General features: G+C 63.6%; 25 protein-coding genes and 1 tRNA gene. 13 read left to right on the top strand and 13 right to left on the bottom strand.

The window, feature by feature from the left end:
• Positions 1-32: 32 nt before the first annotated feature.
• Together ACFPZ3_RS45845 and ACFPZ3_RS45840 are read left to right on the top strand one after the other, a co-directional pair.
• Positions 33-1,403, top strand: a complete 1,371-nt coding sequence (locus ACFPZ3_RS45845) for a sensor histidine kinase (RefSeq protein ID WP_379520696.1) — start codon at positions 33-35, stop codon at positions 1,401-1,403.
• Positions 1,404-1,413: 10 nt separating this feature from the next.
• Positions 1,414-1,719 carry a nucleoside triphosphate pyrophosphohydrolase family protein gene (locus ACFPZ3_RS45840; protein ID WP_379520695.1) on the top strand — a complete coding sequence of 102 codons (306 nt, stop codon included), beginning with the start codon at positions 1,414-1,416 and terminating at the stop codon, positions 1,717-1,719.
• Between the two features lie 33 nt (positions 1,720-1,752).
• Here the strand turns inward: ACFPZ3_RS45840 and ACFPZ3_RS45835 are convergent, their stop codons facing one another.
• The gene (locus tag ACFPZ3_RS45835) at positions 1,753-3,540 is read right to left on the bottom strand and encodes a bifunctional metallophosphatase/5'-nucleotidase (RefSeq protein ID WP_379520694.1); all 1,788 of its coding nucleotides are present in this window, start codon (positions 3,538-3,540) and stop codon (positions 1,753-1,755) included.
• Positions 3,541-3,716: 176 nt separating this feature from the next.
• On the opposite strand from ACFPZ3_RS45835, the gene mshD reads away from it, so the two are divergent.
• Positions 3,717-4,625, top strand: a complete 909-nt coding sequence (gene mshD / locus ACFPZ3_RS45830; RefSeq protein ID WP_379520693.1) for a mycothiol synthase — start codon at positions 3,717-3,719, stop codon at positions 4,623-4,625.
• Positions 4,626-4,804: 179 nt separating this feature from the next.
• Here the strand turns inward: mshD and ACFPZ3_RS45825 are convergent, their stop codons facing one another.
• The 3 genes from ACFPZ3_RS45825 to dcd form a co-directional block, all read right to left on the bottom strand.
• A complete protein-coding gene (locus ACFPZ3_RS45825; protein ID WP_379520692.1) occupies positions 4,805-5,812 on the bottom strand; it encodes an inorganic phosphate transporter in 1,008 nt (335 codons plus the stop codon).
• An 8-nt stretch (positions 5,813-5,820) separates the two neighbouring features.
• Complete coding sequence (locus ACFPZ3_RS45820; protein WP_106243913.1) at positions 5,821-6,438, bottom strand: DUF47 domain-containing protein; 618 nt, start codon at positions 6,436-6,438, stop codon at positions 5,821-5,823.
• A 246-nt stretch (positions 6,439-6,684) separates the two neighbouring features.
• Positions 6,685-7,260 (bottom strand): dCTP deaminase, encoded by a 576-nt coding sequence (gene dcd, locus ACFPZ3_RS45815; protein WP_379520691.1) that lies wholly within the window; start codon positions 7,258-7,260, stop codon positions 6,685-6,687.
• A 98-nt stretch (positions 7,261-7,358) separates the two neighbouring features.
• Here dcd and ACFPZ3_RS45810 point away from each other — a divergent pair.
• Positions 7,359-7,432 (top strand) — tRNA-Gly (locus ACFPZ3_RS45810).
• A gap of 80 nt (positions 7,433-7,512) precedes the next feature.
• Here ACFPZ3_RS45810 and ACFPZ3_RS45805 read toward each other — a convergent pair.
• The 9 genes from ACFPZ3_RS45805 to ACFPZ3_RS45765 form a co-directional block, all read right to left on the bottom strand.
• Positions 7,513-8,661, bottom strand: a complete 1,149-nt coding sequence (locus ACFPZ3_RS45805) for a tyrosine-type recombinase/integrase (protein WP_379520690.1) — start codon at positions 8,659-8,661, stop codon at positions 7,513-7,515.
• A complete protein-coding gene (locus tag ACFPZ3_RS45800; RefSeq protein WP_379520689.1) occupies positions 8,658-8,882 on the bottom strand; it encodes a helix-turn-helix domain-containing protein in 225 nt (74 codons plus the stop codon). Before ACFPZ3_RS45800 ends, ACFPZ3_RS45805 begins: the two co-directional genes overlap by 4 nt.
• The gene (locus ACFPZ3_RS45795; protein WP_379520688.1) at positions 8,879-10,489 is read right to left on the bottom strand and encodes a replication initiator; all 1,611 of its coding nucleotides are present in this window, start codon (positions 10,487-10,489) and stop codon (positions 8,879-8,881) included. Before ACFPZ3_RS45795 ends, ACFPZ3_RS45800 begins: the two co-directional genes overlap by 4 nt.
• A complete protein-coding gene (locus ACFPZ3_RS45790; RefSeq protein WP_379520687.1) occupies positions 10,486-10,641 on the bottom strand; it encodes a hypothetical protein in 156 nt (51 codons plus the stop codon). Before ACFPZ3_RS45790 ends, ACFPZ3_RS45795 begins: the two co-directional genes overlap by 4 nt.
• On the bottom strand, positions 10,638-12,056 hold the full coding sequence (locus tag ACFPZ3_RS45785) for an FtsK/SpoIIIE domain-containing protein (RefSeq protein WP_379520686.1): 1,419 nt from the start codon (positions 12,054-12,056) through the stop codon (positions 10,638-10,640). Before ACFPZ3_RS45785 ends, ACFPZ3_RS45790 begins: the two co-directional genes overlap by 4 nt.
• An 82-nt stretch (positions 12,057-12,138) precedes the next feature.
• Positions 12,139-12,432 carry a hypothetical protein gene (locus tag ACFPZ3_RS45780; protein WP_379520685.1) on the bottom strand — a complete coding sequence of 98 codons (294 nt, stop codon included), beginning with the start codon at positions 12,430-12,432 and terminating at the stop codon, positions 12,139-12,141.
• Entirely contained in the window at positions 12,429-12,845 is a 417-nt protein-coding gene (locus ACFPZ3_RS45775) for a plasmid replication, integration and excision activator (protein WP_379520684.1), read from the bottom strand. Before ACFPZ3_RS45775 ends, ACFPZ3_RS45780 begins: the two co-directional genes overlap by 4 nt.
• 127 nt (positions 12,846-12,972) lie before the next feature.
• The gene (locus tag ACFPZ3_RS45770) at positions 12,973-13,704 is read right to left on the bottom strand and encodes a GntR family transcriptional regulator (protein ID WP_379520683.1); all 732 of its coding nucleotides are present in this window, start codon (positions 13,702-13,704) and stop codon (positions 12,973-12,975) included.
• Positions 13,705-13,852: 148 nt separating this feature from the next.
• On the bottom strand, positions 13,853-14,086 hold the full coding sequence (locus ACFPZ3_RS45765) for a hypothetical protein (protein WP_379520682.1): 234 nt from the start codon (positions 14,084-14,086) through the stop codon (positions 13,853-13,855).
• Between the two features lie 376 nt (positions 14,087-14,462).
• Here ACFPZ3_RS45765 and ACFPZ3_RS45760 point away from each other — a divergent pair, with 376 nt between their 5' ends.
• The 9 genes from ACFPZ3_RS45760 (at position 14,463) to ACFPZ3_RS45720 (ending at position 24,918) form a co-directional block, all read left to right on the top strand.
• Entirely contained in the window at positions 14,463-15,935 is a 1,473-nt protein-coding gene (locus tag ACFPZ3_RS45760; RefSeq protein WP_379520681.1) for a helix-turn-helix domain-containing protein, read from the top strand.
• Positions 15,936-16,182: 247 nt separating this feature from the next.
• Complete coding sequence (locus ACFPZ3_RS45755) at positions 16,183-17,709, top strand: RNA-dependent RNA polymerase family protein (RefSeq protein ID WP_379520680.1); 1,527 nt, start codon at positions 16,183-16,185, stop codon at positions 17,707-17,709.
• 58 nt (positions 17,710-17,767) lie between these two features.
• Positions 17,768-18,313, top strand: a complete 546-nt coding sequence (locus ACFPZ3_RS45750; RefSeq protein WP_379520679.1) for a hypothetical protein — start codon at positions 17,768-17,770, stop codon at positions 18,311-18,313.
• Between the two features lie 150 nt (positions 18,314-18,463).
• Entirely contained in the window at positions 18,464-18,841 is a 378-nt protein-coding gene (locus ACFPZ3_RS45745) for an ankyrin repeat domain-containing protein (RefSeq protein ID WP_379520678.1), read from the top strand.
• Positions 18,842-19,332: 491 nt separating this feature from the next.
• Positions 19,333-19,665, top strand: a complete 333-nt coding sequence (locus tag ACFPZ3_RS45740; protein WP_379520677.1) for a DUF6247 family protein — start codon at positions 19,333-19,335, stop codon at positions 19,663-19,665.
• Positions 19,666-19,911: a hypothetical protein gene (locus ACFPZ3_RS45735; protein WP_379520676.1), complete on the top strand. Its 246-nt coding sequence runs from the start codon at positions 19,666-19,668 to the stop codon at positions 19,909-19,911.
• A gap of 1,324 nt (positions 19,912-21,235) precedes the next feature.
• Positions 21,236-22,108 (top strand): DUF5919 domain-containing protein, encoded by an 873-nt coding sequence (locus ACFPZ3_RS45730; RefSeq protein WP_379520675.1) that lies wholly within the window; start codon positions 21,236-21,238, stop codon positions 22,106-22,108.
• Complete coding sequence (locus ACFPZ3_RS45725; protein WP_379520674.1) at positions 22,105-22,932, top strand: inositol monophosphatase family protein; 828 nt, start codon at positions 22,105-22,107, stop codon at positions 22,930-22,932. The genes ACFPZ3_RS45730 and ACFPZ3_RS45725 overlap by 4 nt, the downstream gene beginning before the upstream one ends.
• 27 nt (positions 22,933-22,959) lie before the next feature.
• Positions 22,960-24,918, top strand: a complete 1,959-nt coding sequence (locus ACFPZ3_RS45720; protein ID WP_379520673.1) for an AAA family ATPase — start codon at positions 22,960-22,962, stop codon at positions 24,916-24,918.
• Positions 24,919-25,044: the final 126 nt, after the last annotated feature.

Genomic DNA, 25,044 nt, shown 5'->3' with positions numbered 1-25,044 from the left:
CACTGACAGTGACGTATGGAGGGTGGGGTGGGATGGTGACACGGTTCTTTCCGCGCACGATCCGGGCGCGCCTGACCACGATCGCGACCCTGGTCGCCGGCGTCGTCTTCACCGCCGCGGCCGCCCTCACGCTCGCCACGGTGCCGGACAACCTGGAGGGAGCCGTCCGCGCCAGGGTCGAGCTGGCCGTGCGCCGGGTGGCGAGCCAGGCGCGTTTGGGGGATCTGCCCCGCGTGCTGGAGACGCCGACCCGCGTACGACTTCTCCGCGTGGTCTCCTCGACCGGTCAGGTGCTCGCCTCCAGCCCGTCCTTCCCCCAGGACCCGCGCATCACGAAGTTGCGTCCCCGCGAGTACGAGAGCCTCGTGACAGCCGAGCTGGAGCCGCCACAGCGGTCGGACGAGCCCGAGACCCGCTACCTGGTGATGGCCCTGACCGTGCGCACACCCCAGGGCCCCGCCACCGTCTACGGGGCCGCCTCCCTCGTCGACATCGACCGGGCGCTCGTGTGGGTCCAGCTGCTGGTCTACCTCGGCACTCCGCTCGTGCTGCTGGCCGTCGGCGGCCTCACCTGGTCCGCGATCAGGTCGGCCCTGCGCCCGGTCGAACGCATCCGCTCCGAGCTGGCCGAGATCACCGGCAGGGACCTCAGCCGGCGCGTCCCCGTACCGGACAGCGGCGACGAGATCGCCGACCTGGCGGCCACCACCAACCACACCCTCGACCGGCTCGAACGCTCGGCCGAGACCCAGCGCCGCTTCATCGCCGACGCCTCGCACGAGCTGCGCAGCCCCATCGCGGCGCTCAGGGCCCAGCTGGAGGTGGCCAACGCCTACCCGGACGAAACGGACTGGGCGGCCACCGGCGCGCGGGCCCTGAGCGCCGCGGAACGCCTCACCAGCATCATCGACGAGCTCCTGATGCTGGCCAGGCTCGACGCGGGCGCCGTTCCGCAGCGCCGCGTGGTGGACATGTGCCGCCTGGTGGAAGATCACGTACGCCGTCGCGAGGGCGCCAGGGTGCCCATCCTCGTCGACCTGTCGTGCGGGAACGCCCCGGTCCACGGCTCGCCGCTGCAGCTCGACCGCCTCCTGACGAACCTCCTCGACAACGCCGTCAGGCACGCGGCGACGCGGATCGAGGTGGAGGTGGCGGTGCGGGGGGACCGGGTGGTCGTGACGGTGACCGACGACGGTGACGGGATCCCGCCGCAGGACAGGGAGCGGGTGTTCGAGCGGTTCACCCGGCTGGAGAACGCCAGGGCCAAGGAGAAGGGCGGCAGCGGCCTCGGGCTGCCCCTGTCCAGGGAGATCGCCGCGGCTCACGGCGGCACCCTCACCATCGCCGACCACTCGCCCGGAGCCCGTTTGGTGGCCGTCCTGCCGCTGCACGAGGAGACCTAGACTCTCCCGCATGGATCTGCGCGAGCTCTCTGACGAGATCGAGCCCATCTCGCATCGGTACGCGGACAAGCTCGGCATCGAGCGGGACGACACCTGGTTCCTGCTCAAACTGCAGGAGGAGGTCGGAGAGCTGACCCAGGCCTTCCTCATGCTCACGGGCCGGGCCAGGAAGAAGGGCCGCACGGAGGAGCAACTGGCGGCCGACTTCCGCGCGGAGCTGGCCGACGTGCTGTGTCACGTGGTGCTCATGGCCCGCAACCACGGGGTGGACCTGGACGCGGAGATCGAGCAGAAGTGGCTGGCCTGGAAACGGTAGGGCCCGCCTCCTGGAAGACGGGCCCCATGTCGGTCAGTCGACGACGGTGATGCGGTTGGTGGCCGGAGGGGCGATCGGGTTGTCCCTGCCGAGCTGCTCGACGAAGGCGTCGATGTCCAGCGGCCCGCTCCACAGGTCCGTGCCGTCCCTGAAGGCGAGGAACGCGTCGCCGCCGCCCACCAGGAAGTTGTTGGCCGCGACCCGGATCTGCTGCGCGTCCGTCACCGCCACCCCGTCGATCGTCATGCCGGAGACCTTGGAGCCCCAGGCGGCGTTCCGGCTGTAGGTGTAGGTGAAGTTCGCCGACGGCTGCAGGATCTTGGCGAACGCCTGGTTGTTGGGCCCGCCGGGGAACTGCTGCTCCAGCACCGTCTTGAGCTGGGCGCCCGTCAGCGTGACGACCTGCATCAGGTTGTTGAACGGCTGCACGGTGAACGCCTCGCCGTAGGTGACGACGCCGTCGCCCTCGTTCGCCGGGGAGGTGGCGTAGGTCAGCGACGCCCGTACACCGCCGGGGTTCATCAGCGCGATCTGGGCGCTTCCGCCCGTCTTCGTGCCGGCGAGCTGGCCGTCGGCGATCAGATTGCCGAGCGGGGACTCGCCGGAGGGCGCGGCCGCGTTCGTGATGTCGGCGCTGATCGTGCCGGCCGTCTTGTTGGCGACGGGCGCGACGCGGTCCTTCCACGTCTGTACGAACGCCGAAATCTCAGGATCCGCGGCGACCGTACGCGTCACGACGTGATTGTCCGCCACGACCGAGGCGCGGTCGATGTCCCGCGTCTTGGCGTTCACCTTCATGTCGATCTGCGTGATGACCCGCCCGAACGAGCCACCCTGCGAATACACACGCTCGTTGCCCGCCGGGTCCTTGACCTTGCACAGGTACGCCTGGTGCGAGTGGCCACTCAGGATGAGGTCGATCTCGGCGTCCACCTGCGTGGCGATGCGGTTGCCCGCCCCGGGGACGGCGCTGCAGGCGTCGGGCGACTGGTTCGCCGTCACCTGGTCACCCTCGTGCACCAGGATGACCTGTGCCTTCACGCCCACCAGCTTGAGCAGCTTGGAGGCCACGTTCGCGGCCTTGACCTCGTCCACGAACTTGAGGTCCTTGATGCCCTCGCTCCCGACGATGTTCGGCGTCGTCTGCGTGACCAGCCCGATGAAGCCGATCGGCACGCCGTTCATCCACTGGATGCTGACCGGCGGCAGCGCGGGCACGCCCCAGTCGGACAGGGCCTGCTTGACCTGGGGCGAGTTCGACCCGCCGAGGGCGGCCAGCGCGTCGGTCTTCTCGTTCGGGTTCTTGAACAGGACGTTCGCGCCGACGTAGTCGAACTTGGCGCCCTTCCACGTCCCGGCGGGCGAGCAGCCGTCCACCGGGTGGCACCCGCCGTTCATGATCCGGCGCAGCTCGGTGTAGCCCTCGTCGAACTCGTGGTTGCCGACCGCGGCCACCTTGAGCCCCACCTTGTCCAGGAACTCGATCGACGGCTCGTCGTGGTAGGCCGCCGAGGTCAGCGGCGAGGCCCCGATGAGGTCGCCCTGGGCGACGGCGATGGTGTTCCCGTCGGCCAGGGCCTTCATGTGCGTGGCCACGTAGGCCGCGCCTCCGGCGTCGACCGTGTTGCCGTTCTCGTCCACCATGCGACCGGAGGAGCCGGTGGGGGGTTCGAGGTTGCCGTGGAAGTCGTTGAGCGCGAGCAGCCGGACGGGGACCGTATTGGGCGCTTTGCTCGCGTTCGCCGGGAGGGTGGCGAACAGAACCGCCCCCGAAGCGACGGCTCCGGCCAGCACCAGCCGGAGGAAGGAACGAGACGTCATGGCCTAAGACGTTACGGCGGTAACCTATGCAGCCAATGTCGCAAAGGTAACGATTTGCCGGGCTGTCACATGGCGTTATTTGCCAGTCATACGCCTAGAGTTCGTTTCGTGAGAGAGCGAAGCGAACGAACAATGGAACGCGGCAGTTCACTCACGGAGCCGACGGAGGAGGTTCTGTGAGCGTGCGGGTAGAGGCCGGCGAACGGCTGGACGACCGGCAGGTCGACGGGGTGCTCGCCCTGGTGGAGGCGGCGACGGAGGCCGACGGCGTCCGCCCGCTCAACGAGCACGTGATGCTCCACCTACGGTACGGAGGCGATCCGCGGGCCCGATCGCTGCTGCTGTACGCGGGGGACGCGCTGGCCGGCTACGCGCACGTCGATCCGACGGACGAGGTCGAGGGGCCGAGCGTCGAGCTGGTCATCCACCCGGCCCACCGCCGCCAGGGGCACGGGGCGCGCCTGCTGAGCGCCGTCATGGAGCTGACGAACGGCAGGCCACGCCTCTGGGCCCACGGCGACCACACGGGCGCGGGCGCGCTCGCCGCCTCCTTCGGCTTCGAACGGGTCCGCTCCCTCTGGCAGATGCGCCGCTCCCTCTTCGCGCCGCTGACGGCGTACACGCTGCCGGACGGGGTGGACCTGCGTACGTTCGTCCCCGGGAGGGACGAGGAGGCCTGGCTCAAGGTCAACGCCGCCGCCTTCGCCCACCACCCGGAGCAGGGCGACTGGACCGTGGACGACCTCCTGCGGCGCGAGCAGGAGCCCTGGTTCGACCCGGAGGGCTTCTTCCTGGCCTTCCGGGACGAGCGCCTTGTCGGCTTCCACTGGACGAAGATCCACGGCTCCTCCGACCACGGTCACGAACCCCTCGGGGAGGTGTACGTGGTCGGCGTGGATCCCTCCCAGCAGGGCACCGGCCTGGGCAAAGTCCTCACCCTGGCCGGGCTGAGTCATCTGCGCTCGCGTGGTCTCGCCCAGGCGATGTTGTACGTGGACGAGACCAACACGGCGGCGATTCGGCTGTATGAGTCCCTCGGGTTCAACCGATGGGACGTGGACGTGATGTACGCCCCGGAGGGCTGAGCTGGTGTGAACGGCGGCGTTGGCGTTCACGGCGACTTGTCCTGACTGTCAGCGTTCGACGATGCGTGTTGTCCTGAAGGTCGGCCTTCGGCGCGGGCGTGTCGTCCTGACGGTCAGCCTTTGACGATGGCATGTTGCCCTGACGGTCGGCCTTCGGCGAGGGCGTGTCGTCCTGGCGGTCAGCTTTCGACGATGGCGTGGAGGATGAAGTAGGACACGGCGGCCACGACGGCGGCGGCCGGGATGGTCAGGACCCAGGCGGTCACGATGTTGCCCGCGACCCCCCACCGCACGGCGCTGATCCGCTTGGTGGCCCCCACGCCCATGATCGCCGTCGTGATCGTGTGCGTGGTGGAGACGGGCGCCCCGAATCCGATGGCGGCCGCGTACAGGACGGTCGCCGCCGCCGCCTCCGCGGCGAACCCCTGGGGCGGGTTCAGCGCGATGATGCGCCGTCCGAGCGTGCGCATGATGCGCCAGCCACCCGCGTACGTTCCGAGCGAGATCGCCCCGGCGGCGGCCAGGATGACCCATTGAGGGATGGGATCCGTCGGCTCGGCGAACCCGCCGACGGTGAGGGCCAGGAAGATCACACCCATCGTCTTCTGTGCGTCCTGCAGCCCGTGCCCGAGCGCCATGGCGGCGGCCGAGACGGTCTGCGCGTAGCGGAAGCCGCGGTTGGTCTTGCCGGGCTGGCTGTTGCGGAAGATCCAATAAATTGCGATCATGATCGCCGCGGCCAGGGAGAACCCGATCAGCGGTGACAGGACCATCGGGATGACGACCTTCTCGACGACGCCGTCCCAGTGCACCAGGCTGGCCGAGGCCAGCGCGGCGCCCACCAGGCCACCGATGAGAGCGTGGCTGGAGGAGGAGGGCAGGCCGAAATACCAGGTGATCAGGTTCCAGCAGATCGCGCCGATCAGTGCCGAGGCCACGATGACCAGGCCGTGGGAGCCGTCCGGAGCGTCGATGATGCCTACGCCGACCGTCTGGGCGACCTGGGTGCCCAGGTGGGCGCCGATGAAGTTCATCGCCGCGGCCATGAACAACGCGGCCCTGGGGGTCAGGGCCCTGGTCGAGACGGAGGTCGCGATAGCGTTCGCCGCGTCGTGGAATCCGTTGGTGTAGTCGAAGGCCAGAGCGATGACGACCACCCCGATGACGAGGGCGAGCGTGAGGTTCACTACCAGGCCTAGCTTTCCTTGACCGCGATCGACTCGACGGTGTTGGCCACGTGCTCGAAGGCGTCGGCGGCCTCTTCGAGGGCGTCGACGACCTCCTTCATCTTCATGACGGTGAGGGCGTCGTACTCACCGCTGAACAGCTTGGCCAGTAGCCTCCTGTAGACCTGGTCGCCCTGGTTCTCGAGGCGGTTGACCTCGATCCAGTACTCGTTGAGGTTCTTCATCGACCGCAGGCGCGGCATGGCCTCGGCGGTCAGCTCCGCTGCCCGCTCCAGCACCTCCACCTGCCGGACGACGTCCTTGGGGAGGTGATCGATCTGGTACAGCACGATGAGGTCGGAGGCGGCCTCCATGGCGTCCATCACGTCGTCAAGGTTCGAGGCGAGCCGGTAGATGTCCTCGCGGTCGAACGGAGTAATGAAGCTCTCGTTGAGCCGGTTCATGATCGCATGGGTGCGTTCGTCACCGGCGTGCTCGCAAGCGCGCATCTTCTCGGCCAGGGCTTCCCTGTCCGATCCGTCACTGATGATCTCTACCAGTAGACGAGATGCCGTGACCAGGTTGTTCGCTGAGTCGGCGAACAGGTCGTAGTAGCTGTCCTCACGTGGCGTGAGACGCAGGCGCACGTCGTTCTCCAGATGTGCGGGGATGGTCCGTGGAAGAGGGTATGGCTTACCAGGCGAAATGCGAACTTCATGTCCCCTTCGCCTACTGGCTACCCGGCGTATGTTGTGCAACACCGCTGATCTGCGTAGTTTTAGGGGCTTCTTTGCAGCTCGCACCGGCTTCTGGGCCCTTTGGAACGCCCCATTTCCATGGGGCGATCCGGCTTCAGTCAGCTACTTGTTCCCGCGCTGTTCATCTGTTGTTCATCATATCTTCGTGCGGTGAAAGTTCATGAACGACCTCGACGGGGTCGGGCCCCTTTGGCCTTGGTAGCGCGAGCCGTACTTGTCGGACCCGTACGGGTGCTCGGCGGGCGAGCTGAGCCTGAACACGCACAACTGCCCGATCTTCATCCCCGGCCAGAGCTTGATCGGCAACGTCGCCACGTTCGACAACTCCAGCGTCACATGCCCGCTGAACCCCGGATCGATGAACCCGGCCGTCGAATGCGTCAGCAACCCGAGCCGCCCCAGCGAACTCTTCCCCTCCAACCGCGAGGCCAGATCGTCGGGCAGGGAGATGACCTCGTACGTGGAGGCCAGCACGAACTCCCCCGGATGCAGGATGAACGGGTCATCCCCGTTCGGCTCCACCATCCGCGTGAGATCCGGCTGCTCCTCGCACGGGTCGATGTGCGGGTAGCGATGGTTCTCGAACACCCGGAAGAAGCGGTCGAGCCGTACGTCGATGCTGGAAGGCTGAATCATGTCCGGATCGAACGGTTCCAGGGAGAGACGTCCGGCGTCGAGCTCAGCAAGGATGTCACGGTCAGATAGCAACACGGTGAGCAACTTACCGGTCGGGTTGGAAGTGTGCGGGGCTGGGATTGCTGAAGTGCGCCAAGTTTCCGATACAGTAGGGACGCGACTTCGGGTCGTGCGCGGGTGTAGTTCAATGGTAGAACATCAGCTTCCCAAGCTGACAGCGCGGGTTCGATTCCCGTCACCCGCTCCAGACTGAAAGAGCCAGGTCAGGGATGGATTCCCGACCTGGCTTTGATCGTTCCTAGGGTTCTTTTCGATCTTCCGTGCCCGTTACGTGCCCGATCCGTCTGGATCTTCCTCGTGGGGCTCGGGTTTCTCAGGCTTCAGGGCTTCCTCGGCGAGCTTGCCGAGAGCGTCTGCGATGGCCCGGTCGCGCTCCATCGCGGTGTGCTGGTAGATCAGCGCGGCCCGCGTGGAGGAGTGCCCCATGCGGGTCATGAGGTCCCGGAGGGTGGCACCGGACTGGGCGGCGAGGGTGTTTCCGGTGTGGCGAAGATCATGGAAGTGAAATCCGCCGAGTTTCGCCTTCTTGAGCGCCGCCGCCCAGACTCGGGTGAAATTCGCGCGCCTGAGTTTGGCGCCCTTGGGGCCGACGAAGACATGTCCGTGCTCGCCCTTCTCGGCGTACGTCTCCATGTGTTTGCGAAGGTCCGGGAGCAGGGTCGCCGGGATACTGACGAGGCGCTTGCCCGCTTCGGACTTGGGCGGACCGATCGTCACCGAGCCGTCCTTCAGCTCGGTCGTGGTGCCGACGACGCGAATCGTGCCCGCGTCCAGGTCGAGGTTCTTGCGCTGGAGTGCGGCCAGCTCGCCCCACCGCAGGCTGGCGAAGGTGGCGAGCAGGATCAGCATGCGAAAGCGCGGCTCGATGGCGTCGGCCAGGGCGAAGACCTGCTTCATGGTCAGTACGGGCCGCTCGGGCGAATCCTCCTTGCCCGCCTTCTTGATGGTGCACGGGTTGGCCTTGATCAGCCCGTCCTCCACAGCCGTGTTGAAGATGGCCTTCAGGAGCCGGTACGCCTTGGCCACGGTGACCGGTCCGACGCCGTTGTCGAGGAGTTGCTTGCGCCATTTGCGGATGTGAGCGACCTTGACCTCGCTCATCGCGCAGTTGCCGAAAGTCGGGAGGAGGTGGATGCGGAGAAGGCCCTCGTAGAGCTGGACGGTCTTCGGCCGCAGTCCCGGGCGCTCGTCGATCCACGTCGAGCCGTACTCCTTGAAGCTGACCTTCCCCAGGTCCGGGTTCAACCAGTCGCCGGCAAGCAGCTCGGCCTCTTTCTTGGTCAGCCAGATCTCGGCTTCCTTCTTGGTGGCGAAGGTGTTCGGCGCGGTACGGTCCACGCCGTCCGGTCCCTGATACCTGGCTTGGAATCGTCCCGAGGGGAGTTTCCGAACGCGCCCGAATCGACGCTTACTCATGCCGCCCTCCATGTGCGAGTGGAAATGGGGTGGACGAGTCCCGCCGCGATGAAGTCGTTGAGCGCGGATTCGGGAATGCGAACCTTGCGCCCTATGCGGACGAAGGTGATCCGGCGTTCCTCGATGAGACGCCGGGGGAACCGCTCGCTGGTGCTGAGCCGTTCCGCTACTTCGGTGACGGTGAGAAGGCGGTCAACGGGGTGCTTGGATGCCCCGCTCATGCCGCTCTCCCTTCCGCTGCCGAAAGATCTTGGCCTTCTCCTCTGGCCTGGAGTTCGGCCATGTGAGCGCGCCAGCGTTGCCGCTCACGAACGGATCGCAGCAGACGAGCGGCCAGAGGAGGCACATTGGCGTCTCCGGCCGGAACTGGGCGCCAGATGTATCGGTGCGGGTCTATTGATTCGTCGGCTTTGCCGAGGGCTTCCAAGACCCAGGTACGGCGGTCCTGCTTGTGTTCGGCCAGGGTCTTGTTGGACCACTTGCGGGAGACCAGGACCCGACGACCTGCGTACCCGAGGTGTTCGGGCTTGTGGGCCTTGGACCGGCAGCGGCCGGGAACCATCCCGGCTTTTGCGCTCTTGGGCTGGATGCCGTAGCGGAGCCAGTTCGGGCAGGTCGGTGAGCAGGGTTCGTAGCGCAGGGCATCGACGAAGCGGGCTGCGTGCTCGTGCTGGGCCTGGTTGTCGAGCCCGTCGCCGAGGCTCTTGGTCAGGTACTTGGCCAGGTAGCGGATGCACTGGTCGGCGTCCTTGGTGCCCGCGAGCACGCCCTTGACGTCCACCTGGTCGCCGAAGCGGATCACATGCAGGGGTTCGGCGTCCTCGTCGTTGTCCAGCTCGTCGAGGGCTTCGTCCCAGGTGGGCAGGACCTCTCCGGTGTCGGGGTCGAGGTAGCCGGCCTCTTCTTGCCAGACGGGCAGGTGCTCGCCCTCGAAGGCCACGCGATCGACGGAGGGCCACCACACTTGGTGGTAGGTGGCCGCCGCGATCTGCTTGATCTCTGCTCGTGGGAGCGTTCCACGGATGGCCATGTGCAGGTGCGGGGCGAGCCGCTTTTGAGGCTCCACGGTCGCGAAGTACTGCACGTCGAAGCCAGCCACGCGGCGCAGGTTCTGCACGAACCGGTCCACGAGCTTGGAGAAGTGCAGCGCGTCCCGGGCAGCGCGTGCGTAGTCGTAGGTGTCGGGATGGACCGGTACGCCGTCGCGGACCTTGCCGTACGAGGGCAAGGTGAGCGTGACGAACAGCGAGGGCCGGTAGGTCTTGCCGTCCGGTGCCTGGAAGGTCCGGCCCAGCGTGGTGTGGGCCATCTTGCGCTTGGGCAGGTCCGGTGCGTCCTGTCTGCGCTTGGTCGAGCGGGAGCGCTTGGACGCCGTCCGGCCGAGTACGTTGCCGCGCATACCGGCTGCGTTGATCTCCTCGTCCAGGCCCTCGATGAGTGCGTCCAAGTCGGTCGTGTCGTCACCGACCTGTTCGGCCTCGTCGCGCTGGGCTTGGACGTCGGCGCGGAACTCCACCAGCCAGCGCTGTTCCTCGTTCGGGTCGTCCGGGGTGATCGTGGGTTCCTCGTCCAGGTGCCAGCCTTCCCGGCATTGGGCCTTACGGAGCTGCTTGTTGCGCTTGGCACACGGCGGGCACTTGCTGTCCATCGGCGAACCGCACGGGACGTCGATGATCTCCCACTGGCTGGTGTGGGTGTCGAGCCGCTTGAGCGGGACGGGCCGGATGCAGACGCCGTTCAGCTTGGCGACCTCTTCGACGACGTCGCGGGCGAGGGGCATGGCCAGTCGTACCGCTCGGGGTAGGGCGCGGTCGTGCGCATGTGTCATGGGGACCTCCCTTCGTCGGTGTCAGTGAGGATGAGCGCGGTCTGGCCGCACTCGCGGCACTCGACCAGGGCGCGGGTCAGGTCGAGCCACAGGGCGTTCAGCGTGCCGCAGGAGGCGCAGCGCAGCCCGTCGAGGACGTGGGCGAGGTTCATGCGGCCTCCCCGAACTGGGCAACCATGGCGCGGATGTCGGTGTCGGAGACGTAGGCGGCGCGGACGCGGATGGGTTCGGGTGAGGTCTCTAGGCGCATGTAGGCGACGCCGGCCCCTTGCTCGGGGATGGGTGAGATGTGGTCGGCGAGTGCTCCCCGGTCGCGTGCGCCGTCGCCGAGGACCATGTCCACCTGCTCCGACTCGTCGAGCCTCAGCGCGATCTTGTCGGGGAACAGATTGCGGATGTTCATGACCTCCTTGCGCGGGTCCTGAAGAGCCGCCATCACGCCGACGCCGACCGAGCGGCCTTGGGTGGCGAGCGTGGCCAGAGCAGCGGAGATGCGCTGCCGGAGTTGTTTGTCGGGCTGGTAGGCGGTTAGGAACGCCACCTCGTCGACGAGGACCAGGACGAACGGGTCCTCGATGGTCGGGACGTGGGTGCGCTGGAGTCCGGCGAAGCGGGCCGCTCGCTTCTGCATGACGCTGACCGCCTCGTCGAGGAGATCGGCGCAGTCTGCGGGATCGGCGGCGTAGCGGCCTTGGAACAGCTCGCGCCCGAAGGACAGCTCCATCAGCTTGGGATCGAGCGCCCAGACTTGGGCCAGGCCCGCCCGGATGGCGGGGAGCAAGCCGCGGATTGTGTCCCACAGGAACGAGCCCTTGCCTGCCCCGGTCGCACCTGCGATCAGGACGTGGGTGCCGTGCACCTTAAGCCGGAGCGGTCGGCCGTCCTCTTGCTTGCCTATCTCGACCGGCCCCACAGTGGGTTCCTCGGGGACAGGTAGCGCTGGGATCGGCGTGGCCAAGGGGTCGCGGCGCGGGAAGATGAGCAGCAGTCTGCCGCCCTTGATGAGCGCGACCCGGCAGGACGTGACGCCGAAGCCGTGGGCGAGGTTGTCGATGCGGTCGGACCAGTCCTTGACTGCCTGGCCGCGCAGCATGCGCACGGTGATGCGGTCGGCCCAGCCGTCGCACTGGACGCGGACGAGCCGGGGCAGGTAGACGCGCCCGTTGACGCGTTTGCCGAGGCCGGAGACGTCCATGACGGACTGCCAGTGACGCTGGTAGACCGACATGAGCCGCCACCAGGCCAGCAGTCGCCAGCCGACGAGGCGGGCGAATGAGGCACGGTCGAGGTAGGCCCAGGAGGTCAGGCTCAGCGTGACGATCCCGAACAGGGACGCCGCCAGTGGCCAGCCGTACTGGTACCAGGTGAAGCCGAGGGCAGTGGGAACGGCCGTCGCGACCGGGTGCCGCCAGATCGTCCGGACCAGGGCGATGAGGAAGCGGTAGAGGTAGATGACCAGGGTGATGATGGCGGGCGTGCGGACGACGGCCGGTTGGAAGACGACGGCGGTGTCCGGAGTGGTGGAGACGAGGTTGCGTGCCTCGTCACCAGGGAGCCGTTTGAACATTAGGCTGAAGACCTCTCGTGATTCGCGTCAGGGGAGATGAGGGGCCGCCGGAAGGACCAGTTCCAGCGGCCCCGCTTGCTTGTCAGGCCGCAGCCTGCTTCTCGGCATGCAGGCGCTCGCAGTCCGCGAGGTAAGCCGTCGCCGCGTCGGACAACTGGCGAGCGAAGGCGACACGTTCGGCCGTGGCCTCGGCGTCCTTCGTCGTGCCGATACTCACGTGCGTAGCTGCGAAGGTGATGTCGATGAAAGCATGGGAGCCCTTGCCAGCCGGGTAGTACGTCACCTGGGCCGAGCTGTCCGGGTAGATCGAGACCCCGATGCGGGGCTCCTCGTCAGGGCGAACCCGGATGACCGTGTAGCTGTAGCCGTCGTTCATGCTGCGACCTCCTTGCTGCCGTTGGACTTGGCGGTGTTGGTGCGGGGCGCGAGCATCTGCCGCGCCTTGATGGAGTAGGCGAGCCGTCCGGAGCCGTTGACGTACGGGGTGACGGTCATGCCGTCGAACTCGACCGGCGTGAACGGCAGCCCCGCAACCGGGGCCGGGGCGACCGGTTGGACCGGGCTGAGGATCTTGACGGCCACGGTCTTCTGTGCCGCCTTGAGCGACGGGTCGGCGTCCATGACGGGGATCTGCCAGACGAGTTCGCCCGTCTGCTTGTCCCGCGCCTGGACGAACCTGCCGTTCGTCGAAGCCTCGAAGTCCTTGACCTGCTCGACCTCCCCGACCGTGTAGCAGCCGTGCGGGAAAACCTGGGCGAACGTCACGGGGATGGGTCCCTGGATTGCCATGGTGGATCTCTTCTCTTCTTGAGCGGTCAGCCATCTTGACTGACCAAGTTGTAAGCCCATTAAGCACGAAGCCCACTTGGCCAGTCAAGTGCACCAAGCGGGCTTCGCGAAGAAGTTGGAACTCCGGCTACCGAATTGGGTAGGCATCTTCCAATTCGTGCCGGTCACCAGGCAGAAGAGACTCCACCACGACCCACGGCTTACCGGTCGCGTCGCACGCCACCGCATAGACGGCCAGCAGCGCAGCCGAACTCTTGACCCCCAGGAGCGACGACTCCTCCTTGGTCGGATTGCGCGCGGTGACGTGCTCGATGATGTGATCCAGTGACGCGCCGGCCTTGCTCTCGACGTAACGCCGAACGCCCTGCTTCAACTCCTCCGGCTCGATCAGGGCCGTGCCTTGCGCCACCTCAACGGGCAGCCAGGTGGAGGAGATTTCGGTCGGCTCACTGTCGTGCTCGATGAGCGATTGCCGCAGCACGACCAGCGACTTGGGCTTGCCACCGAGATAGGCCGCGATCCGGTTCGGCGCCTCAACCTCTCCGGCCGCCAGCAAGCGGCTGGAGACCTGGGCTTCCTTGCGGTCGAGGAGTTCGCGTCCGGCCCGCGCCTGCTGGCTGCTGGGGATGGCCGGGCGACCGCGCACGAACCGGCCCTTGCCCTGATGGGTGACAATCCAGCCCTGATCCCGCAGGACGCCGAGCGCCTTGACGACGGTCGGGCGCGCCATGGCGAATTCGGCCATGAGCTGGTGTTCACTGGGCAGCAGGGAGCCGGGCGGATACTCGCCCGAGTCGATGCGCCGCTCAAGTTCCGCGATCAGTTGCGCGTACTTCGGAGGCGTGTACTCAAATGACATCAGGGCTCCACATTCAACATGCCTGTCTAGCCAAGCAGGCTATCAGCGCATGCTGCTTAGGCAACCCCTTCTACCGACACATGGGCCTACCCCGAAACGCGACGACGGCGCGGCCCCACATCCAGGGAACCGCGCCGTCGAGCATCGCCTACATCGTCTGACCTTCCAGCAAGGCGGTCCAGACCTCGGCGGCCTTCTTGTACGGCCACCGATAGGTCTCGTGGACCATCTCCCCGCCCTTGTCGTCGTATTCCGTCCGGTGGATGTACGACTGACCGCCTGCGCAGCGCAGCTCGTACACGATCGACCGGCAGTGGCACGACCAGGCCACCACCCGGGCACGGTCTTCGGCCTTCGTCGGCTTACGCCAGACCAACTGCATGTGCCCCTCCCGAACCTCGCTGACGTGCGGACTGAGACAGCTCGTGATGATCTCCACTACCCGACCCGCTTTCTCCCGACTCCCGAACACTCGAAGCAGGTCACCTGCACAAGCTCCACAGCCGTCCCATCCAGGTGGCGCAGCGCATCGGCACGGCTCTTGCGCACCCAGCGCCACCCCTTGCCCCGGCAGGCACAGCACCTCTCACTTGTCGGTTGATCGCTCCGAGTCATGGGACAAGGGTCTTCACCTGCGACAAGGCAACCCATCCCGAGCCGGAATCCTCAGGCGGGATCAGCAATATCCCTTGACGGGATAACTCCGAACCGTGAGCGTTGAGTTACCGGCAGTCCAAGGACGCAAGGGGATATCGCAGATGCCCGCAGATGGGGCCGAACCGGTCGTCATACCGGCTGACCTGTGGCAACGCCCCGAAATGCACACTGCCCTCACACATCGCGACATCGGCCATCTCTTCCGACTCGTCCGCCAGTACGCAGGCGTCAGCCAAACCCGCATCGGCGTCGCCGTGGGCTTCAGCCAGGGCAAAGTCAGCGAGTACATGCAAGGCAAGGCCCAAGTAACCGCACTCGACGTGTTCGAGCGCATCGCCGAAGGCCTGCACATGCCCGACCCCGCCCGCATGACCCTCGGCCTGGCTCCCCGCATCCTCACCGGCGTGACCCACCCGCCAACACCCATCCCGCCACGGGATGGAACACCAGCAAGCAGCCTTCTTAGCGTGGAACAAGTAGTCATCGGCTCGCGCCAGCCCGACGACGCTTGCGACGTGGACATGCTGACGCTGGCCTGGACCGTGGGAAGGCTAGATGGCCACATGGACCGCCGAACAATGCTGCTCATCGCAGCAGGACTGACCGCCGAAAGCGCCGCCTCCATCGCCAACCCCTGGGAGCGCCTCACCCTGGCCCTCTCCGGCACCCGAGCCGACCAAGAAGACACCGTCGAACGCCTCGAAGCGCGAACGGTCGGTTTCCACCGCCTCGAAGAGACCATGCCCGCCCGCAGCCTCTACCAGGGCCTCACCGCCCACCTCAACGAGCTGAGCACCTTGCTCCAGGCGGGGCTCCCGGACCGGCTTCGCCGCCGACTGGCCGCGACCACAGGTGAGGCAGCGGTGCTGGCCTCATGGATCGCCTGGGAGATCAAGCAGCCAGGACAGTCCGCCGCGTTCGACCGCATCGCCACCCTGGCAGCCCAGGAGAGCGGACACCCGATCATCCAAGCTTGCGCCTACGGCTATCGCTCCTACGCCACACGCGGCGCTCCGGCCGTGCAGAACATCCACCTCGCCCAGCAGTACCTACCGGCCCAGGGCGACAACGCCACCCGCGCCTGGCTCTTGGCCCGCGAAGCCGAAGAACTCGCCGGCCTCGGCGACCGCCAAGCCCTCATCCGGCTGGAGCAGGCAAGGGAGGCGTACAACGAAGCGCGTCCCCAGCGCGAACGAGCCTGGACTCGCTTCCTCGACCCTGGCCGCATGGCCGCCTACCGACTCTCGACGTACATCAATCTCGGCGACGAACACCACGTCATCGACGAAGGCCAAGCCGCCCTCAACGCCCTGGCCCACGAGACCGACCACAAGAAGATTGCCGCAGTCCACGCCGACATTGCGACCGCTCAGCTCCGCCTCGGAGACCTCACTGAGGGTATCGCCAACGGACATCGGGCGCTGGAAACGGCACAGCACACGGAGTCTCGCTGGGCACTTCAGCAACTTGCGGGTGTGGAGAACGCTCTCACCCTCAGACAAGGATCCTCAGCTCGGGAACTGCTGACAAGCATCAACGCAGCGCACCGAGCTCTTCACCGCCCCAAGGCGTAATGCAAGGTGCGGAGTCCAGGACCCTATGCGCATGGGCGGGCCTGGCGATCAGGCACATCGAGGGACCTGCAGCTCAAGGCGCTGCTCCTGCAGGTAAGGAAACTAGCCGGCGGTCATAGAACAAGCACTTGACTAGCTGGCTCCTTGTGCAGTATTAAGAGAATTCTCCCACTGGATTTCAACCCGGACGTGGGACGCGTGCGCTGGCTGCAATATCCAGGAAACTGGTCACGGCAGGAACAGGACTATGGACTCACTTCCTCAAACCCTTATAAAAAGCTTGAAAATCTTTGAAGCAGTCGAGCTGGAGCTCCAGGCCGTTAGAAATTTGATACCACCCGAGCCCTGGACAGAGGCCTTAGCTTCGAAAAAGAAAGAGGTCACAGCCTGGATATCATCCATGCTGTCTTCAAATTATCGCCCGACAGGCAGTGTGCTCACGAATGCCAAGAAGGCAAGCCATGGTATCCGTCCTGTCCCCACCCTTGGGCTAGCAGAACGCGTTGTTTACAGAAGTCTAGTCGAATACATTCTTCGCGAACATAGAGTGGGGTCAAGAACTCAAAAGGACTATCGAGACTTCGTAATAGCGCCTATCGTTTTTGCACACGCAAGAAGCAAGGAGAATAAGAGACTTGAGGAAGCGCAGCTTCCTACCCTGCGAAACATCAGATATATCGTAGAAAGTGACATTACTGCCTTCTATCAGTACATTGACCATGAAGTGCTTCGTCGAGAACTGGAGCTACAGACAGGCAAGACGGAGGCGGTAGCGTATCTGATTCAGTTCTTGGCCGAGCTAGAAGGCAAGGCATACGGATTGCCTCAACTTCTAGGGCCATCAGACGACCTGTCGGAGGTACATATTGGAATCATGGAGCGGGATCTCGTACGACAGGGCCTCTATTTGTGGCGGTTTAACGACGACTTTAGAGTCGCTTGCGAAAGTTACTCTGATGCGCTCGGCGCTATCGAAATGCTTGCAGAATCAGCGCGCGCCATTGGGCTAGTTATCGCAGACCATAAGACACTCACGCCTTCAGTGCGCACCTACGTGAGAAGAGCCTTGCGGTCCGAGCCGGACACCCTCAATGCAGACGTCGATCTAGATACTGCGCAAATCGAACTAAGCGACTATCTCGATCCAGGCGGCGAAAAAACGATTGAGGAGGCGTCGACTGCAATACGCCGGATAGCTCTCGATCCGAGCGATCCACAGAGTATAAATCTGAAGGACATCAAGAGGGATGAAACAACAATTCTGCGCAACGCCCTCGCATCACTCACCCGCTTTTCTAGCGACGTTGGTCTCGCGTACATGCAACGACTGTTTAGCTTCGTCCCGTCTCTTACACCCGAGATCGCACATTATCTGATTGCCATGCACGAAGGACATGGTGAGAAGGTGGAGCAACTATGGGATAAGCTATCGCAGCGTGCTTCAAGCGAGTGGCAGAGCTTGTGGCTTATATACGTAAGCCGCTACCTAGGCATTACAGGTGGATCCTCCAGCCGAATCGACTGGATCAGGAAGCAAAAGAATAAAGGACAAGGCCGACTCATTCATGGCGAAGCAGAAATAGCACTCGCCATGATCTCGGAAACAAGCTTTGCAGAACTAGATCGGGCGTTGAGGATGGAGTCACAAGCTCTTGCCCCGTGGTATGTACTTGCCGTCAAACAGCTCACAAAAGGCGAGACAGCTCCCACCGATAAGCAAATTGAAGCCGTGAAAAACTCATCGCGTCTATACAGATGGCTACTTGGAGATTAAGGTGGACGGCTCTGATATCTTTCCTCGTAGGGCGCTAGCAGAGGCTGCACTGACACTAGTGCACGAAGTTGAACTGACGGCGATCACGCGCACCTCCCATAAGGCTCCCAAGCGCATACGCACGTCCTATTCAACCCTTGGAACGCTAGAGCCAGAGATTCTTCAGGCTGAGGCTACTATTTTCCGTTATGTGAGCATCACAGAAGCTTACATAGACGCTTTGTCCTCCGAGTTAATGAGCAACGCTATGCCGTACTCGAATCCGCTTGTGAAGATACTGATAGAAGAATACGAAATACAGACAACGAGCAATTGGGAGCGCCGCCACGAAAAGTTCAGCAAGATACACTCGATACGATTGAAGGAGTGCAGTGAGTGGAACAAGGTAAATGCTGCGATTGAAGTAAGAAATACTATTGCGCATGGCTTGGGCAGGTTGACGCCGCTGCAGCAGAAGAAGGCTAATATCGCAAGCGCCCTGTCAGCCATCGGCGTATCGATTGATGCAGGGCGAGTACGTCTGACACTGGCTACAGCACGAACCGTCCGTGATGCTTGCCGAGCCTTCATACGCAGCGTGGATCAGAAGTGTCCCCTTGGCTGATTGCCGAATTGTTCTTGTAGGTATCAAGCGGCGGCGCTCCGCGCCGCCTCGCGGCCGTCGCCCGCTCGGCGGCCGGGCATGCGGCCTGGGGGCCGGTCCCGGCCGCCGGCAGCTCCGGCCGCGCCTCAGCTCGTATGCCAAGCTTCCCCAATGACGCAGAGTCCCGCACACCTGGCAGTCGAATTCGAAGACCTTCCCACGCTTCGGGAACTACTTGACAACGGCCACAGCGTCGAGGACCCCGACGAACACGGGTGGACTCTGTTACACCACGCCATAGACGTGGAGATCGACGGACACGTTCAGACCGGCGAGCCCCTGCATGTCGATGTGACGGCCTACCTCCTTGCCCGTGGCGCCGACCCGCTCGCCTCATCACGGAGATACGTGACAGCACTCCAGCAAGCTGAGTCACAACGCCACTGGCTTGCCGTCGAGATCATCCGAGCGTGGCTCGGCCAACGTGCGATATCCGAGAATCGGATCAAGAACGACGCCTCCGGCGGGGGCGCTCCAGCTCCGGGATGATCGCCACCCGTTACGCCGGGCCCGTAGGTGGCTGAGGTGGAAGCCTGACCATCCCGTCCGCCATCGACCCGGGGCAAGCCGAGCAGACCAAGGCCACGGGGTCAAGGTCGTTCGTCCAGCGGGGCGCTCCACCTTGACCCCGTGGCCTTGGCCCGCTTCCCCTTCGGGCGGGTCGACAGCAGACGGGATGATCAGGCGAGGGAGGTGCGCGCGTCGCGCGGGAAACACCAGGTCGTGAGCTGATCGTCGTGCCATTAGCGTGCCATTAAGGGCGGTAACAAGGGGTCAGCCACGGTCACTCACGACCGGCCTCAGACCCACGTCAACGCCCCCACGAGGCAAGATCCCTGCAATTCCCAAGCTGACAGCGCGGGTTCGATTCCCGTCACCCGCTCCAACTTCGCGCCGCCGTGGCTGGCTCGGCGTCACATGTGCATGAAGGATGTCGCCCTCCCTCTGTACTCTCTATGAGACAAGGAAGGGAGCTGGGCATGACCGCACAACCGCAGGACTTCATCTCCGTTGGTCCGCCTCTGCCTGAGAGGAACCTGCGCGCTATCCGTGCGGCGCTGGTCGTCCCGGAAGATCGCGACGCTTTTGACGCTGGTCTCAAGGCGGTGCTCGACGAGGTACGAGTGAGCCTGGATCTCGGAGCACTGAACACCTTCGTGCACCGCTGGTGGATCTCCGCATGCGACACCGCAAAGGATCCTGAGGGACGCCGACAGATGCACGTTCGAGCAGAGCAGGCCCTGGCCGGCGAGCCTGTTCCACAGGGTAGGCCGTGGCGGGAGATCCTTGCGGCTCGTGGGATCGATGTCTAGGTGTTCAAGCTCATCATTGATCCTGTAGCCGAGGATCAGATCGCTGCCCTACCCGATCACGCGTTGCGTCCGCTCGCGGAGTTGTTCGCGCTTCTGGAAACCGCTCCTTGGAGCGGCGACCCGTACAACTCCGCCAATCCCAGAGCGAACATGCTTACGCATCCGTTCGGAGAGCGCGGTCTTGCCACGTACGTGGTCCTGGACCGGCAGCGAGAGGTCTACCTTGTCCGCATTGAATGGCCGTAAGGCCGTGCCCGTTGCGTGCCCGTTCTCGTAGTGACCGGCGGGGAGCTACGGGGACTCACGGTCACTCCGCCGGCCTATGCCCAGGTGGACGTTTTTCCTGCTCAGACGCTATATTTCTGAAAGAGTTCCCAAGCTGACAGCGCGGGTTCGATTCCCGTCACCCGCTCCAAACTGCAAGGCCTTCCGCATCAGGGCGTGCTTCGCACGTTTCGAGCTCCAGACAGCGCCTCCCAGGGGGCTCCGCCCCCTTCGACCCCCCTGGTTCGCTTCGCTCACCTTCGAGCCCGCCCGTTGCCCGGTTACCGGCTTGCCCGTTGGGAGCCCGCCCCGAGTGGGCCTCGCTGGCGCTCGGGCAGTCTTTGCTAGGGCTTCGCCCGGTCGAGGGGCTCTGCCCCTCGAAGTGGACGTTGTTGGAAAGGTTGAGTTGTTGGCCTTGGTATGGCTTTGTGAGCACCTTTCAGCTGCCTGAGAGCCCGACCGGTCATGGTGCAGGCGTCGCGCGGGGCATTGGACCACCGCCTCGTATCCGACCGTCGGCGCGTGCCCGAGCAGGTGTTTGTCGAAGGCTTCGGTGACCAGTTTGTCGGCTCCCTCAGCTACAGGAACGTATGAGCTGGTGGAGGAAAACCATCTGGCTGCGCAGCAGATAGCCCCTCCATCAGCACCAAGACGCGACCGGATGACACCCCTGTACTCGCCACCCGCCGCGCTCGCCTATCGAGCCTCGCCGTTAAGAAGGGCAATCCAGACGTCTTGCGTCTTCTTGGACATCCAGCGATACGTCTCGTGAACCCGCTGGACCACCCCATCGAGGCGTGTGGTCCGACGGATGTAGACAAGACCCCCCTCGCGGCACCGTTCGTAGACCGTTTTCCTGCACTCGCAGGTGTACTCGCTCACACGTGGTGGACCCTGCTCTCGAGCGACCTCCCGCCAGACCAAGCGCATGTGCTCTGACTGAGGCGGAGCAACATGAGGTGCAAAGCACTCAGCGTCGATCGTCACAGCAGCACACCCGCCTGTCCGGTCCCGTTGCACCGCCAGCAGTCATCGCGGTGTCGGTTGTCCGCAGCGGCATCGCCTGAGTTGTTCTCGGCCACCACCACGGCCCGACAGAGGCTGATGTATTTCCAGCCCCGGCCTGAGCAGGAGTTACACGGCGCAGTCATGGAACGAGGATTGCCCGAGGATCTGTCACATCTCGATCGCTCCCGAGTACCGTCTGTGACCGACTCCTCTCTGTCCGTCTCCTCTTTGTCTCGTCCGAGCCCGTCTCTGTCGCTAACCTGGGGCTCAAATGGCAGCCCAGCCTGAGGCGCGGATCATGACTGACCAGCCGATTCTGCTGAAGACTCTCCTGACGCAACGCCACTGGCAGACCTACAGCACGTTCTGTAAGGAGTACGACAAAGCCGCCAAGAAGGTGGATCCGTCGTTGCAGGGCGGTTGGCCGAGTCGGGCGCAGCTCCACCGGTGGCTGAACGGGGAACTCAAGGGCCTGCCGTACTCAGGCCACTGCCGCGTCTTGGAGGCGATGTTCCCGGGCAGGTCGGCACATGAGCTGTTCACCGCGACCGCCGTCGAGATCCCTGCGCAGAGAACAGACCCAGAGCAAGCCAGAAGCGCCGGCCCCGACACTGCAACCTGCGCCATGCCGCAGATAGCCGATGTGACCGCTGTCTTCAGTAGCCGCTCGGCCTTCTCCTCCGCTTACCCGGCATCGTTGATGTTCGACGACGCGAAGGAGATCAACGCAGCAGGTCTGTCACTCAACGTCCTCTGCCAGAGCTACCCCGATCACCAGCTCAAGCGTCTGCTCGACTCCGGGACGCGTATCCGCTGCCTCTTTCTCGACCCGAAGGGCCAGGCGATCCGCGCCCGCGAAGCAGAAGAGGGCTACACCGACAGCACCCTGACGACCCTTACAGCCCTCAACATCAGCATGCTGACTAGATTGCGCGATCGACTCGACACCACGTCGGCCCAGCGCCTTGAACTCCACGTCTACGACGAGACGATTCGATTCAACTTGCTGATCGTGGACCGGGCGTGGTGCGTGGTCCAGCCGTACCTACCTCAGGCCCGCGGAGTCGATTCACCAACCTTTGTGATCACGGACAACACCGCCGCAGAGGGGCTGTTCCCCATCTTCGACCAGGTGTTCAGGGATATGTGGGAGCGGAGCAAACCTGTATGACCATCGACGCCCGGACTCTTCTCCCTATCGCTGAGCGTGCCGTGTCGATCGCCAGCGAGATCATCCGTACCAAGGGTCCCGGCGTTATCACGGCCAAGGGTGACCGGGACATGGCCACGGAGGTTGACTACGCCGTAGAGCATGCCGTTCGAGAGCTCCTGTCCCGGGAGACACCCGAGATCGGATTCCTCGGCGAAGAGGAAGGCGTCAGCCGATCGGGCGACAGCCTGATATGGGCGCTGGACCCGGTAGACGGTACGGCCAACTTCCTCCACGGCATCCCGCTATGCGGGGTGTCCTTGGGCTTGGTCGACAAAAACATGCCCACGCTCGGAGTCATCGATCTGCCGTTCCTCAACCTTCGCTATTCGGCAGCCGAAGGGGCCGGCGCTCAGGCCAACGGATTGAACATACAGGTGAGCGAGGCCTGTGATCTACAAACCGCCATCGTCGCCATTGGCGACTACGCAGTCGGAGAGAACGCGCAGGATCGGAACAGGCCACGTCTGGCTCTGACCCAAGAGCTAGCCGCACGTGTCCAGCGCGTACGCATGTTTGGTTCAGCAGCTATCGATCTCGCATGGGTAGCCGACGGCAGGATTGACGCTAGCATCATGCTCAGCAACAACGCGTGGGACACCGCCGCAGGCGTTATCATCGCCCGCGAAGCCGGAGCCGCTGTGGTCGATCTCGATGGCAGTCCTCATACAATGAATTCTGCTGCAACCCTAGCTGCAGGCCCCGGCATATTGGCAGTTCTGGTTGAACTGGCCGCAGAGGCTCATAAGGGTAGGCGTATCGTCAAGCCAGGCATAGTTCGATGACATAATCAAGTCTTCAAGGCGGTCTGAATGCATCTTGCGCGGCTCGAACTCATCGATTTCAGGGCCTACAAAAGAGCCATTATCGAATTTCCATCACATGGGCTACTACTTATAGCGGGTCCTAATAATAGCGGGAAAAGTAGTGTGCTGACCGCATTAGAGGTGGTGGCAGGGCGTTCGATCTCGCCCGATATGTGCCATGTTGCAGGGCAAGCACCGATAATAAACGCGCGATTTACATTGACAGAAATCGAACGATCGCAGATGCGTGGACTGGTCGTTGCAAAAAAGCATGATCTGGCTGGTGAAGGATCTTTTGAATGGGTCGAGTGGAAGTATACTTCCACTCGACCAGGCGAGCGGTGCCCGCTGCAACTCACCGGATCGGGAGCTTCTGGCAAAGAGTATATCCTCGCTACCAACTATCTCGACCATACTGGCCATACATGGCAATACAGCGAAGCCGCCGCTTTGCATAGAGAAGTTCCTGTAGACGATTCAAGTGTGGTCGACCAGGGGCGAGCAGGTAACCCCAATTATTACATTGAAAATCCGGGAAGCCCTACTCTAGCACCACTAACAACGGCCTTCCTTTGCTGGCGTGAGCGGTTCTTCCACTTCCCGGCCCTGCGGCAAGGCACCACTCACACTCAACAATTGCAATCGAGCGGTCAGCTTGGCCCAACGGGAAGTAATCTTGCAGCCGTTCTATTGCACCTGCAAACCAATGAGCCGGAGAAGTGGCGTCGCCTGCAAGCGGTAATAGCTCAAATTGTGCCAGATGTTGGAGAATTGCGGCTGGATACACAGGGAACCGAAGTGAGCATCACTTTTGTGGATCCCAGCTATGCCGCGTTTAAGCACAACCTGAAAAACCTCGGTACAGGGGTGGAGCAGCTCCTTCTGACCCTTGTCGTGGGATTAGCGCATCCCAGCCCAGCTGTTGTCGCAGTCGAAGAACCCGAGACTGCTTTGCATCCAGCTGCTCAAAGAGCGCTAGTAAATCTGCTTAGCGATTGGTCGGAGGAGCGTCTCTTTGTGATCACTACTCATTCGCCGATATTCCTGGATTCACCAGGAAGGGCCGCTAAAGTCTTCTCCGTAAAGCGGATAGCAGGAGAGTCCACGATTCTCCCTGCAGAGTCTGCCCTCGCAGCCGTCTTTAAGGATCTCGGCGTCCGTCTCAGCGACGTTCTGTCAGCGGATCGCATTCTCTTGGTTGAAGGTCCGAGTGACCAAGAAATCCTGGGCGTCTGGTTTCCGCAGCTCCTAAACGATCCTCGTCTTACAATAATCGACGGGCAGGGTGGAGAAAACGCGCGAATGGCAGACGTTCTGAGCTCTTGGCTCAGAGCTGCTGACAGGCTATCCGAACGCCGGGTCCTCTACATGCGGGATCGTGACGAATTGCCGTCCCAGCTTCTTCAGCGTCTGCTGGCTTCTGACAGCACCTTCGTGCTTTCTCGTCGCGAGATTGAAAACTACCTACTTGATAGCCGAGCGCTTGCGACAGTCCTTGCCTCGTACGATGGAAGAACAACAGGCATTAGTACGGAAGAAGTCGCGGCTGCCATGAGAGCTGCCGCAGATAGGTTGCGGGATATCGTAATACTAAAGAGAGTGTGTCGCGGACTTGGATCGCTGACCTATGTAGACAATGCTCTAAGAGCAAAGCTGGCAAAGGAGAACGCCGATAAAGATCGATTGTTGCTTCAGATCAAGGAACGTGTTCCCAGCGAAACCGAACTCGCCCGCATGGTTGACGGCCTGTGGTTGGCGGCCGAAGAGGAAGTTACCGCTCGATGGGAGAATGAATGGCTACAGTTGGCTCCGGGAGCAGACATCCTCACGCAGCTTTGGAAAGATTTCCTTGGTCGCAAGTACAATAAACAGCGCGATGGCAAGAAGCTCGCAATGGAAATCGGACAAGCGCCACCGGAACTCGCAGAAAGGATTGCGTCGTTCCTGAAGCGGGGCGACAGCTAGCACGTGATGATCAGTAGGATTGCGGCAATGTCACGATTGCGAACTTGCGCTTCAGCCCCACAGCAACTAGCTGAACTTGCCGAATTGCTCTTGTAGGTATCAAGCGGCGGCGCGGCGCGCCGCCGT

The sequence above is a fragment of the Nonomuraea insulae genome, from assembly GCF_042656245.1.
The sequence above is the reverse complement of the archived record's forward strand: the minus strand, read 5'-3'. Positions and strand labels throughout refer to the sequence as shown.

What these genes read in the sequence shown, in the direction of transcription:
- ACFPZ3_RS45845 (WP_379520696.1), top strand. Translation starts at nt 33, where the DNA reads ATGGTGACACGGTTCTTTCCGCGCACGATCCGGGCGCGCCTGACCACG.
- ACFPZ3_RS45800 (WP_379520689.1), bottom strand. Translation starts at nt 8,882, where the DNA reads ATGAGCGGGGCATCCAAGCACCCCGTTGACCGCCTTCTCACCGTCACC.
- ACFPZ3_RS45805 (WP_379520690.1), bottom strand. Translation starts at nt 8,661, where the DNA reads ATGAGTAAGCGTCGATTCGGGCGCGTTCGGAAACTCCCCTCGGGACGA.
- ACFPZ3_RS45780 (WP_379520685.1), bottom strand. Translation starts at nt 12,432, where the DNA reads ATGAACGACGGCTACAGCTACACGGTCATCCGGGTTCGCCCTGACGAG.
- ACFPZ3_RS45755 (WP_379520680.1), top strand. Translation starts at nt 16,183, where the DNA reads ATGGACTCACTTCCTCAAACCCTTATAAAAAGCTTGAAAATCTTTGAA.
- ACFPZ3_RS45775 (WP_379520684.1), bottom strand. Translation starts at nt 12,845, where the DNA reads ATGGCAATCCAGGGACCCATCCCCGTGACGTTCGCCCAGGTTTTCCCG.
- ACFPZ3_RS45835 (WP_379520694.1), bottom strand. Translation starts at nt 3,540, where the DNA reads ATGACGTCTCGTTCCTTCCTCCGGCTGGTGCTGGCCGGAGCCGTCGCT.
- ACFPZ3_RS45760 (WP_379520681.1), top strand. Translation starts at nt 14,463, where the DNA reads ATGCCCGCAGATGGGGCCGAACCGGTCGTCATACCGGCTGACCTGTGG.
- ACFPZ3_RS45720 (WP_379520673.1), top strand. Translation starts at nt 22,960, where the DNA reads ATGCATCTTGCGCGGCTCGAACTCATCGATTTCAGGGCCTACAAAAGA.
- ACFPZ3_RS45745 (WP_379520678.1), top strand. Translation starts at nt 18,464, where the DNA reads ATGACGCAGAGTCCCGCACACCTGGCAGTCGAATTCGAAGACCTTCCC.
- ACFPZ3_RS45785 (WP_379520686.1), bottom strand. Translation starts at nt 12,056, where the DNA reads ATGTTCAAACGGCTCCCTGGTGACGAGGCACGCAACCTCGTCTCCACC.
- ACFPZ3_RS45795 (WP_379520688.1), bottom strand. Translation starts at nt 10,489, where the DNA reads ATGACACATGCGCACGACCGCGCCCTACCCCGAGCGGTACGACTGGCC.
- ACFPZ3_RS45840 (WP_379520695.1), top strand. Translation starts at nt 1,414, where the DNA reads ATGGATCTGCGCGAGCTCTCTGACGAGATCGAGCCCATCTCGCATCGG.
- ACFPZ3_RS45740 (WP_379520677.1), top strand. Translation starts at nt 19,333, where the DNA reads ATGACCGCACAACCGCAGGACTTCATCTCCGTTGGTCCGCCTCTGCCT.
- ACFPZ3_RS45730 (WP_379520675.1), top strand. Translation starts at nt 21,236, where the DNA reads ATGACTGACCAGCCGATTCTGCTGAAGACTCTCCTGACGCAACGCCAC.
- ACFPZ3_RS45790 (WP_379520687.1), bottom strand. Translation starts at nt 10,641, where the DNA reads ATGAACCTCGCCCACGTCCTCGACGGGCTGCGCTGCGCCTCCTGCGGC.
- ACFPZ3_RS45725 (WP_379520674.1), top strand. Translation starts at nt 22,105, where the DNA reads ATGACCATCGACGCCCGGACTCTTCTCCCTATCGCTGAGCGTGCCGTG.
- ACFPZ3_RS45765 (WP_379520682.1), bottom strand. Translation starts at nt 14,086, where the DNA reads ATGCAGTTGGTCTGGCGTAAGCCGACGAAGGCCGAAGACCGTGCCCGG.
- ACFPZ3_RS45770 (WP_379520683.1), bottom strand. Translation starts at nt 13,704, where the DNA reads ATGTCATTTGAGTACACGCCTCCGAAGTACGCGCAACTGATCGCGGAA.